Origin of the sequence: Actinokineospora baliensis (assembly GCF_016907695.1) — a bacterium.
Classification (GTDB): Bacteria; Actinomycetota; Actinomycetes; order Mycobacteriales; family Pseudonocardiaceae; genus Actinokineospora; species Actinokineospora baliensis.
Genome location: NZ_JAFBCK010000001.1, coordinates 21875 through 32334 on the forward strand (window position 1 = coordinate 21875; position 10460 = coordinate 32334).

Consider the following 10460-nt stretch of genomic DNA (forward strand, 5'->3'; position numbering starts at 1 on the left):
TCGGGTGCCTACTTGGTGCTAGCGCGGCGGGACCGCAACAGCAGGCCGACCACGATCGCGACCAGGACCACCAGGCCGACGACGAACCAGATCCAGGTGGGCACGCCGGTCTCGGCGGCGGCGGGTTGCGCCGCAGGGGGCTGCTGGGTCGCCTCGGTGGCGACGACCTCGGGGGTGGTGGCCGCCACGCTGGGCTCGGTGGTGGTCGTCGGGGCGGGGGCGTCGACGGCCAGGGTGAAGTTGATGGCGCCGCTGACGGTGTGGCCGTCGTCGGCGTTCACCCGGTATTCGATCGTGTAGGGACCGGCCGGGCCGACCGGCTGCACCGGGACGGTGACCACGGTGCCCGCGACGGTGGGCGTGCCCACGGTCCAGCGGAGACCGCCGGGGCTGCTGACCGCGACCGCGTCCACCTTGGCGGTGACCGCCTCGGTGAAGGTCAGGGTCAGCGCGGTGGGCAACTGGGCCAGGCTCGCGCCCTCGGCCGGGTCGCTTGACTTGAGCTCGACGTGCGCCGAGGCGGGCAGCGCGGTGCCCAGGACTGCTGCGCCCGCCAGGAGCAGGGTGGCGGCGAGGCGGCGGAACGACATCGGGGACCTTCCTTCTTCGGGACCTGCGGGACCGCGGGCGCCGCGCGCGTCGGGGGGTGCCCGACGGGGACGGCGCGAGCGGGTGCCGTGATCCCTCGGCGCGGAGCGTACCCAGGCGGGCACCCAGCGGTGGATCCGCGGTGGCCGGGAATGCCCGGAGTGGTGATTGTGGCGGGTCCGGGAAATGGGTCAGCCGATGGTGACCGGGATTTCCTCGACGCCGTAGACAATGGACGTCTTGCGGAATCGCAGCGCCGATTCCGGCGTGGCCAACCGCAGGTTCGGGAATCGGCGGACCAGGGCGGGGTAGGCCGCGCGCAGCTCCATCCTGGCCAGCTCGGCGCCGATGCAGCGGTGCGCGCCGTGCCCGAAGGCCAGGTGCTGCGTCGGCCGCCTGGTCGGGTCGAACTCCGGCGAGCCCCCGACTAGGGCGTTGTCGCGGTCGGCGGCGCTGAGCGAGCAGACGACCACGTCGCCCGCGCCGATCCGGGCCCCGCCGACCTCCAGGTCGCGGCGGGCGAAGCGCGGGAAGGCGACCTGGACCACGGTCAGGTACCGCAGCAGCTCCTCCACGAACGGCCCGGTGGCGGCGTCGTCGTCGCGCACGAGCGCGCTGGCCGCCGGGTCGCGCAGCAGGATGAGGGCACCGAGGGCGAGCATGCTGGCCGTGGTCTCGAAGCCGCCGGTGAGGATGCCGTCGGCCAGGCCAGCGAGCTCCTTGTCGTCGACGTCGTCGCCGTGCTCGCGGATGATCATGCCGAGCAGCCCGTCGCCCGGGTCCGCGCGCTGCGCCTTGACCACGCCCTCCAGGTAGACCAGTGATTCGGAGATCGCGCCGATCGAGGCGCCCGCCCCGCTGAAGAGGTCGAACCTGGCCACCGCGAGCCGCTGGAACTCGTCGCGGTCGCTGTAGGGGACGCCGAGCAGCTCGCAGATGGTCAGCGACGGGATGGGCAGCGCGAAGGCCTCCACCAGGTCGACCGGGTCCGACGAGGCCGCCATCCGGTCCAGGCAGTCGGCCACGATGGCGTCGATGCGCGGGCCGAGGCGGGCCAGGCGGCGCATGGTGAACTCGGGGGTGAGCAGCTTGCGCAGCCGGGTGTGGTCGGGCGGGTCGGCGAACCCGAGGCCGCCGGGGCTGTGCTCCTGACCGCCGATGATCTCGCCCAGGTGGGTGTAGTCGTTGCTGAACGAGGCGGTGTCGGCGAGCACCTGCTTGTTCTCCGCGTACCCGGTGACCAGCCACACGTTCACCCCGAAGGGGATGGGCAGCTTGGTGACCGGCGCCCCCGCGCTGATCCGGTCCAGTTCGGCGACCGGCTCCAGCCCGTCGCGGCGCAACGGCACCAGCGCGCTCTCCGGCAGCAGGGACAACGCCCTGGTGCCCGCCTTGCGCAGCACGAAGCGGGCCAGCGCGGTACTCGCCAGCCGTGCCGCGACGGTCTTGCCGACCGTCCGAATGAGACCCACTGCGACCTCCCCCGGGACGCTTGCCCGGCCCGACCCTACCGGGGGGCCGCGCGGGGTCTCAGCGACCTCTCAGCAGCGGGGTGGGCGGACATGACCCAACTCACACCGGGGCGGTGATCAGGCACTTCAGTCCGTTTTGGCCGGTCGGTCCCGGCGATCACCGGAAGCGCTATTCGGGCGCATTCACCCCGGCGGAGGCGGAGACGGCGAAAATGGGGTCCCATTTCCGCGAGTGGGGCCTCGGAGGCCATTTCGCGGAGTGGGACCCCACGTCCACCGGCCCACTGTGGACCCGGCGGGGCGTCACACCGTGCGCAGCACCTCGCGCAGGGCGTTGATGACCTTGTCCTGCAGGTCCTCGGACAGCGACGAGTACATCGGCAGCGAGAAGATCTCGTCGGCCAGGCGTTCGGTGACCGGCAGCGACCCGGCCCCGTAGCCCAGGTGCGCGAACCCGCTCATGGTGTGCACCGGCCACCGGTAACTCACGTTCAGCGAGATGTCGTAGGCCTGCAGCGCCTCGAGGATCGCGTCCCGGCGCGGGTGGCGCACGACGTAGACGTAGTACACGTGGTCGTTGCCGGGCTCGACCGAGGGCAGGACCAGTTCGGTGTCCGACAACGCCTCCGCGTAGCGCGCAGCGACCCGGCGGCGCGCCTCTAGGTACCCGTCCAGCCTGCGGAGTTTGCGGCGCAGGATCTCCGCGTGGACCTCGTCCAGCCGCGAGTTGTGGCCGGGGGTCTCCACGACGTAGTACTGCTTGTCCATGCCGTAGTACCGGAGCCTGCGCAGGCTGGCGTCGACCTCGGCGTCATCGGTGATGACAGCGCCGCCGTCGCCGTAGGCGCCCAGGACCTTGGTCGGGTAGAAGGAGAACGCGGCGGCCTTGCCGGTCGTACCCGCGATCCGGCCGTGCTGGCGGGCGCCGTGGGACTGGGCGCAGTCCTCCAGGATCGGGATGCCGTGCTTCTCGGACAACGCGACGAGGGGGGCGAGGTCGACGCACTGGCCGTAGAGGTGGACGGGCAGCAGGCAGGTCGTGCGGGGGGTGATCGCGGCCTCGACCTGGCTGACGTCCATGAGGTGGTTGCGCTCGTGCACGTCGACGAAGACCGGGGTGGCGCCGATCTGGTCGATGGCGATGACCGTGGGTGCCGCGGTGTTCGACACCGTGATGACCTCGTCGCCGCGGCGGACGCCCAGCGCGCGCAGGGCCAGGACCAGGGCGTTCGTGCCATTGTCGACGCCGACGCCGTGGCCGAGGCCGTGGTAGGCGGCGAACTCCGACTCGAAGCCGAGCACGCTGGGACCGAACACGAGCTGCCCGGACCGGAACACCGTGTCCACCGCGTCGAGGATGTCCTCGCGCTCGTTCTCGTACTCGGGCAGGTAGTCCCAGACGCGGGTGGTCATGGCGTTCCCTCCGGGGTGACCAGGCTGTGCAGGCAGGCGAGCACGCTGCGCGCCTGGACGTTGAGGTAGTGGCTGTGCCGCAGCAGGGTCGCCAGCTGGTGCGGGGCGAGCCAGCGGAAGTCGGGGTGGTCGGGGGCGGGGTCGGCGTCGGTCTCGACCACGACGTAGCGGGTGCGGGCGTGCATGAACCGACCGCCCTCCTCCGAGTGCACCGCGTCGAACCGGATGCGCTCCGGCGCCGCGGTCAGCACCTGGTCGAGGAACGGCGGCCGCGCTTCGGCGGGCAGCTTGGCGTAGGTGTCGGGGGTGCACTGCACGGTCGGGGCGAGTTCGACGACGTCGAAGTAGCCGGGTTCGACCCTGGCGTTCATCAGCACGTGCAGCACGCCGTCGATCCGCCGGACCAGGAACGCGACCAGGCCGAGGCCGCGCGGCCGCAGCATCGGCTGGTGCCAGCGGCCGACCTCGCGGCCCGCCGCGGTGACCCCGACCCCGACGACGTCGAAGAACAGGCCGGTGTCGTGGCTGATGCGGCCGTCCGCCCAATGCCAGTCGGCGACCTCGTTGAGCGGGATCTCGCGGACGCGCACGTCGTGGCGGGTGCGCGAGTCGGTGATCCAGCTCAGCACCTCGCCGGTGGTGTGCGCGGCAGGCGCGGCCGGGTCGAGCGCGCCGACCAGGTCGGCGGCGAACTCCCGCGCCCCCGGGTAGCGGTAGGCCACCCCGGCACCGGAGAACGGCAGGCAGCACAGCACGGTGCGGGTGTCCATGTTGATCAGGTCGTCGAGCCGCAGCAGCGCGTGCACCTGGGCCAGGGTCAGCCAGCAGAACCCGTCGAGCACCTCGACCGGTTCGTCGACCCGCACCACCATGTTGCGGTTGCGCTTGCGGTGGAACCAGGCGCCCTGCTCGGACTGGCGGACGTCGGCGAGCACGGTGTGCCGCGCGGTGTCGCGGAAGTACTCCAGGTACGGCACGGCCTTGCCGCCGTGCACGCTGGTGTAGTTGCTGCGCGTGGCCTGCACGGTCGGCGACAGCTGCACGCCGTTGACGTTGCCCGGCTCGACCTTGGCCTGCATCAGCAGGTGCGGCACGCCGTCGAACTCGCGCACCAGGATGCCGAGGATGCCGATCTCGGGCTGGCTGATGATCGGCTGGCTCCAGCGCGGGATCGGCGCGCCCGCGACCTCGACGTCGAGTCCGCGCACGGTGAAGAACTTGCCGCTGTGGTGGCCGATGTCGCCGGTCTCCCGGTGCACCGACCAGCCGTCGAGCCGGTCCAGCGGCACGGGTTCGACCAGGGTGTGGAACCGGTCGCGGCAGTCGGCGAGCCAGGTGTCGAACTCGGCGGCGGTACCCGCGAGCGCGGATCGGGCGACCCCGGCGGCGAAGTCCACCTGCCTGGCCTCGGACAGTTCGGTCACGGTCGTGTCCCAACCCCTGCGGTGTGAATGTAAGCGAGCCTAGGAACGCCGCTGGCGCACCAGCAACCCCTTGGTACCCCTAGTGTTTCGCCGCGACGAACGCACCGCGACCGTTCTGGACGCCGGGCAGGTAGTCGGCTCTTAGGCCTACTCGCGTGAAGGCCTCCTCGTACTGCTGTCTTGAGTAGAGCGATGCCAGGTAGGTCTCCGCGAAGTGGGTGATGCCTTCGGGGCGCGCCACGGTGTAGTGGACTTCCATGCGCGACTTGTCACCGGCGCGGATCGCGTGTGAAACGCGCGCCACGGTGAGGCCCTCTACCTCTACTACGTCACCGGCGATGTAGCCGTCGGTGAAGGTCTCCGCGAACCACCATGGGTCGACAACGAGTACGCCGCCGGGGTTGAGGTGGCGCGCGAAACAAGCCAGCGTCTCGTCCAGCTCAGCCTCGGACATGGTGTGGCCTATAGAGCCGAACATGCAGGTAAGAGCATCGAAGCCGCGTCCGAGGTCGAAGGCGCGCATGTCGCCTAGGTGCACGACTTCACCATCGAACTTCTTACGCGCTACCTGGACCATTGGCTCGGAGATCTCAACGCCCGCGACCTCGTCGAACAACTCCGCGAACGCGACCAGATGAGCGCCAGTAGCGCAAGCGATGTCCACAAGGGAGCGTGCGTGGGGTGCGCGTTCCCGGATGAGGTCGGCGACGAACGCCGCCTCGGCGTGGTAGTCCTTGCCGCGGCCTCGGTGGATGAGGTCGTAGATCTCGGCGAACTCACGCCCGTACATCGGCCACCCGCCGCTCTAGGTCGGCCACCACGTCGTTAGGCGAAGGAGCGGAAAGAACGTCTTCTTGCAGCCTCTTAGCGCCTTCCCGGAACGCCGGGTCTTCAAGCAGGCGGGCCAAGGAGTCGCGAACGTGCTCCAGCGTCACTTCGTGCGGCAGGATGGACAACCCGGCACCGGATTCGACGACCTTGCCCGCGCGTACAACGGTGTCCCAGAAGCCCGGCAGGATGAGCTGCGGGACTCCGTGCACAGCGGCAGTGGACTGGATGCCGGCACCGCCGATGTGTACGACCGCGGCACATGTGGGCAGCAGCCCGGCCATTGGCACGAAGTCGAACACTCTGGCGTTCGCGGGGGCAGCGTCGGCAGTCTCGCCCGGCATCGGCAGCAGAGTCGCGATGACCTCTATGTCCATGTCGGCGAAGGCGTGCAGGGCACCCAGGGAGAACATGTCGAAGCCGAAGTAGCCGCGCACCGATACCCCGGCCGTCACCGCGACCCTTGGCTTGGTAGGCGTTTCAGCGAGCCAAGAGGGCAGCGACGCAGGCCCGTTGTAGGGGATGTAGCGGACCGGTAGGACGTCGAGGCCGTTGTCGATGCGGTGGCCGGGCGGGCCGGGGTCGATCGTCCAATGGCCGGTGACGACCCGCTCGCTGAACTCGCCGCCGTGCCGGGTGAGCAGTTCAGTGAGCCAGTCGGCGAGGGGGTCGCCGCGGTGGTCGACGCCGTCGAGGAAGCGCAAGCGGCTGCGGGTGACCACATCGGCGCCCCAGAGCATGCGGGCGTGGGCGGCGCCGACGGCTTCGGCAGCGACGGCGCCCGCCCAGGTGAACTGCTCCCAGATCACGAGGTCGGGCTGCCAGAACCGGGCGTAGCCGACCAGGTCGGCGACGAACTCCTCGTTGTTGACGGTGCGGAAGTAGTCGCGGGTGGTCTCGTCGAAGAAGGTGAACAGGGCGTCGTGGTCGACGTCGTTGGTGACGGCGTCGACGACCCTGGCGGCCCAGGAGTCGTCGCCCTTCTCCTGCATGACCTGCTTCCACTTGTGGTCGCTGCCGAGCGGGACGGCGACCAGGCCGGACTCGACGACCGCCGGGGCCATGTCCGGCTGCGTGGCGACCCGGACCTCGTGGCCCGCGGTGCGCAGCGCCGAGGCCAGCGGCACCATGCTGAAGTAGTGGGTCTTCTCGGAGTGCGCCACGAACAGAATTCGCACTGCTTGCCCCTATCGTCCGATTTGACCAGGACGGTAGGGAGCCCACTGCGAGCCCAACAACCCCTAGTGGCCCCTCTTAGCCACATAGGTCTCCAACGCGTCCGCGCCCGCCACGCCACCCCCAGAAGCCTCTATGTCCGCTCGCATCCGGCCGACGCGCTCCCGCGTGAGCTTGTCCCGGTCAACGTCCAACACGGCCGCGCGGATGCGCGACGGCGGCGGCGTCTCGTCCCGGATGACCCTGCCCAGGCCGAGTTCCGCCACCCGCCGGGCGTTGACCCAGTCCTCGGGCGAGGACGGGACGACCACCAGGGGAACGTCACGGGAGAGGGCACCCATGACACTGCCGAGCCCCGCGTGCGAGAGGAACACGGAAGTGTGGGCGAGCACGTCGAGGTTCGGCAGCCAGCCGTGAACCTCCACATTGGCGGGGATGGGGCCCAACTCGGCGCGGTCAACACCCTCGTGCACAGCCATCACCACGTGCCACGGTTGGTCGCGGAACGCGTCGACGCAGGCCTTGAAGAAGCCCGCACGCCGGTTCACGCAAGTGCCGAGAGACACGAACAGCAGGGGTTTGCCGTTGTCCGGCGGCGTCCACCGGGTGGGGTCGGCGGCCAGGCCGGGGCCGACGAAGACGAACCGGTCGTCGAAGGTGTCCCCCGCGAACTGGAACGACCGGGGGAAGTAGACGAGGTTGAGGTCCTCTGTGCGACCGATGAAGTCTTCCAGGTCGGCGTCCGCCTGCCCGCGTTCGGCCAGGAGAGCGGTCAACCGGCGGAAGAACGACTGCAACTCGGGGTGGGTGAGCTCAGCGCGGCCCATCTTCTCGACCATCTTCTCCAACAACGAGAAGTGCTGGTTGGAGGCGAACACAGGCAGGCACTGCGCGATCGGCACATCCCACTGGCGGCCTAGGACGCGAGCGGCGTGATAGACGGTGAGGTCGTAGCAGATGACATCCGGCGCGCCTTTGTAGTGCTCGTCGACCGCCTTAAGGATCGCCTCGCTCTCAGTCAGGTAGATCCCCGTAAGAGCGGCAGTCTCATCGGCGGTGTTGTAGTTGGACAGGTCGATGCCCGGTAGTCGCGACTCGTAGGGCAGGACCGTCGCGCCTGTCGCCTCCACCTTCGCGACTGGGCCTGCCGCGGTCACATAGGTGACCTCGTGACCACGGCGGACCAGTTCCTCGACCACTCCCAGCGAGGGGATGACGTGGCCGAAGCCGGAGTTGTTCAGGTGTAGAACTCGCATGTCAGCCTCCGGCAACAGCAGCGACAGTGCGGCGAATCCCCTCTTCGAGGCTCACCTGGGTCGTCCAGCCCGTGACCGAGCGGAACGCGGACGCGTCCACCTCGACGCTCTTGAGATCAGTCGGCTCCATGTGCCCGGGCGGCGGCACGGAGATGACCGGCAACGGCGGCTGACCGGTCACAGCCGCCACCTCGGCGGCCACCAACTCGAACACCTTCCGCAGCGGCACGCCAACACCACTACCGAGCACGTAGTGCCGTCCGGCGAGCGCATCGGCGTGGTCGAGGGCGGCGACGAATGCCGTAGTGACGTCATCGGCGAACACAAGGTCACGGCGAACGGTTCCGTCGTGCCACATCGTCAAAGGTTCGTTCGCAAACGCCTTACGCGCCATGAACGCGACAACACCTCGGTCGCCCTCTTCGCCATAGATGGTCGGCAGCCTCAACGACACGCCCCGGATGATGCCGTCCCGGGTAGCGTCCTTCAGCAGGTTCTCCGCTGCCAACTTCTGCCGGGTGTAGGCGCTAAGAGGCTTGTCCTCCTCGGTCCCGTCGATGCGCACCCTGTCGGCCAAACCAACCTGTGTCTCCGTACCAGAGAACAGCACCACAGGTGGGGTTGGCCTTGACCGCAGCGCGTTGACAACGTCGTCTAAGAGCCCAACGTTGACGCGCTCGGCGGTCGTATCACCGTCGGCCACACGCCAGCCGCCATCGGTATAGGCCACGAGGTGCACCACTGCGTCGGCGTCGGTGACATGGTCCGCGACGCCCTCACGAAGATCAGCTGCCCGCACCTCTACCTCGGCCACAGCGTCACTAGGCACCGCGGTCGCGCGGCGGGCGACCAACCGCAGTTGGATCTGCCGCGCCGCTAGCGCACGCACGATGCCGGTGCCGATGAACCCCGACGCACCGAGGACGACGACCTTCACCTGTAGAGCTCCCGCTCGATCTCCTGGCACAACGCGTACTCGGGCAGGATTCCCGCCTCACGCGCTTCGGCCATCGTCGGTGCCACCTGATCCCGGTCGGAGATGATCGGGTCGGTGATGTCCTCGGGGATCGGTAGGCCCAACTCGGGGTCGAGAACCGCCAGAGCCAACTCGTGCTCGGGGACGTAACTGCTGGACACCATGTACGACATGACGGTGTCGTCCTCGAGCGAGATGAACGCGTGCCCGCAGCCGACCGGGAAGTACATCGCGCGGAAGTCGTCCTGGTCGAGCAGAACAGAGTCCCACTGGCCATAGGTGGGGGAACCGACCCGGATGTCGACGATGATGTCTATGGCCTTACCGCGCGCGCAGTAGACGTACTTCGCCGAGCCAGGGCGGGTCAGTGTGAAGTGCACGCCACGCACTACGCCTCGCTGCGAGCGGCTGTGGTTGGTCTGCGCTATTGGGAACAGCTTGTGGCCAGTGGCCTCCACGAAGGTGGGCTCCTGGAAGGGCGACAAGAACAACCCTCGGTCGTCGGGGAACACCTTGGGGGTGAACTCCAGGGCCCCGTCGACCTTGAGCTTGCGGAACTGCACGGTGCTCCTCCTTTCGGGAGTGGGTCAGCGGAAGCGCTTGCCCTCGTCGGACCGGTAGGCCCGGTAGGCGAGGAAGGCCAGGACGACCGTCCACACGCCCAGCATCACCATCGACAGGGTGTTGGGGGTGTAGTCGCCGATGGCGGCCCACACCAACTCCGCGGAGCCGCGGGTCGGGATGAACGGCGAGACGTTGGCGGTGAACCCGCCCGTGCTGTTCGGGTCGGTGAACAGGCCGCCCAGGTAGGCCAGGATGATCGGCGCGATGCTGGTGATGACGCTGACCAGGTACGGGTTGACCGCGTACCCGATGGCCAGCATCAGCAGGGAGAACGGGATGACGGCCAGCACCAGCGCGCCGAGACCCAGCACGATGTCGACGATGGACGCGGTGGCCTCGGTGCCGATCACCGCGATGAGGATGAGCGGGATGCTGCCCGCGACGACGAACACCGAGCTCATCGCGATCATGCTGACCATCTTGGGCAGCGGCCCGCCCGGCAGGGTCCGCACGTAGCCGCCCCACGGCTTCATGCGCGCGTCGGCGATGCCGAGCCCGTACTGGGCCGAGCAGATGATGAGCACGGTGAACAGGCACATGGAGCCGGTGCTCAGCGTCGCGGCGACCGGGTCGTCACCGAGGGCGGGCACCACGAATAGCAGCATGCCGACCGTGGGCAGGAACAGCAGGGCGACGAAGACCATCGGGATGCGGATGGCACCCAGGATCTCGAACTTGGTGTAGGCGGCGATCGTGTTCACGT

The 10460-nt window shown here is 69.0% G+C and carries 10 protein-coding genes; all 10 read right to left on the reverse strand.

Going from position 1 to position 10460, the window contains the following annotated elements; translation table 11 throughout:
- Nucleotides 1–8 precede the first annotated feature (8 nt).
- Nucleotides 9–590, reverse strand: coding sequence for a copper resistance CopC family protein (locus JOD54_RS00100; protein WP_204448625.1), 582 nt, complete (start codon nt 588–590; stop codon nt 9–11).
- A gap of 189 nt (nt 591–779) precedes the next feature.
- Nucleotides 780–2060 carry a cytochrome P450 gene (locus tag JOD54_RS00105; RefSeq protein ID WP_204448626.1) on the reverse strand — a complete coding sequence of 427 codons (1281 nt, stop codon included), beginning with the start codon at nt 2058–2060 and terminating at the stop codon, nt 780–782.
- Nucleotides 2061–2363: 303 nt separating this feature from the next.
- The gene (locus tag JOD54_RS00110; protein ID WP_204448627.1) at nt 2364–3473 is read right to left on the reverse strand and encodes a DegT/DnrJ/EryC1/StrS family aminotransferase; all 1110 of its coding nucleotides are present in this window, start codon (nt 3471–3473) and stop codon (nt 2364–2366) included.
- On the reverse strand, nt 3470–4897 hold the full coding sequence (locus tag JOD54_RS00115) for an NDP-hexose 2,3-dehydratase family protein (RefSeq protein ID WP_204448628.1): 1428 nt from the start codon (nt 4895–4897) through the stop codon (nt 3470–3472). Before JOD54_RS00115 ends, JOD54_RS00110 begins: the two co-directional genes overlap by 4 nt.
- Before the next feature lie 79 nt (nt 4898–4976).
- Nucleotides 4977–5687: a class I SAM-dependent DNA methyltransferase gene (locus tag JOD54_RS00120; protein WP_204448629.1), complete on the reverse strand. Its 711-nt coding sequence runs from the start codon at nt 5685–5687 to the stop codon at nt 4977–4979.
- A complete protein-coding gene (locus JOD54_RS00125) occupies nt 5674–6903 on the reverse strand; it encodes an activator-dependent family glycosyltransferase (protein ID WP_204448630.1) in 1230 nt (409 codons plus the stop codon). Before JOD54_RS00125 ends, JOD54_RS00120 begins: the two co-directional genes overlap by 14 nt.
- Before the next feature lie 63 nt (nt 6904–6966).
- Nucleotides 6967–8157 carry a macrolide family glycosyltransferase gene (locus JOD54_RS00130; protein ID WP_204448631.1) on the reverse strand — a complete coding sequence of 397 codons (1191 nt, stop codon included), beginning with the start codon at nt 8155–8157 and terminating at the stop codon, nt 6967–6969.
- Nucleotide 8158: 1 nt separating this feature from the next.
- Entirely contained in the window at nt 8159–9094 is a 936-nt protein-coding gene (locus JOD54_RS00135) for an NAD-dependent epimerase/dehydratase family protein (protein WP_204448632.1), read from the reverse strand.
- Nucleotides 9091–9696 (reverse strand): dTDP-4-dehydrorhamnose 3,5-epimerase family protein, encoded by a 606-nt coding sequence (locus JOD54_RS00140; RefSeq protein ID WP_204448633.1) that lies wholly within the window; start codon nt 9694–9696, stop codon nt 9091–9093. The genes JOD54_RS00135 and JOD54_RS00140 overlap by 4 nt, the downstream gene beginning before the upstream one ends.
- 24 nt (nt 9697–9720) lie before the next feature.
- Nucleotides 9721–10458 (reverse strand): hypothetical protein, encoded by a 738-nt coding sequence (locus tag JOD54_RS00145; protein ID WP_204448634.1) that lies wholly within the window; start codon nt 10456–10458, stop codon nt 9721–9723.
- Nucleotides 10459–10460 lie beyond the last annotated feature (2 nt).

Excerpts from the sequence above, each read along its gene's own strand:
- JOD54_RS00100 (WP_204448625.1), bottom strand. The coding sequence starts at position 590 with ATGTCGTTCCGCCGCCTCGCCGCCACCCTGCTCCTGGCGGGCGCAGCA.
- JOD54_RS00110 (WP_204448627.1), bottom strand. The coding sequence starts at position 3,473 with ATGACCACCCGCGTCTGGGACTACCTGCCCGAGTACGAGAACGAGCGC.
- JOD54_RS00120 (WP_204448629.1), bottom strand. The coding sequence starts at position 5,687 with ATGTACGGGCGTGAGTTCGCCGAGATCTACGACCTCATCCACCGAGGC.
- JOD54_RS00130 (WP_204448631.1), bottom strand. The coding sequence starts at position 8,157 with ATGCGAGTTCTACACCTGAACAACTCCGGCTTCGGCCACGTCATCCCC.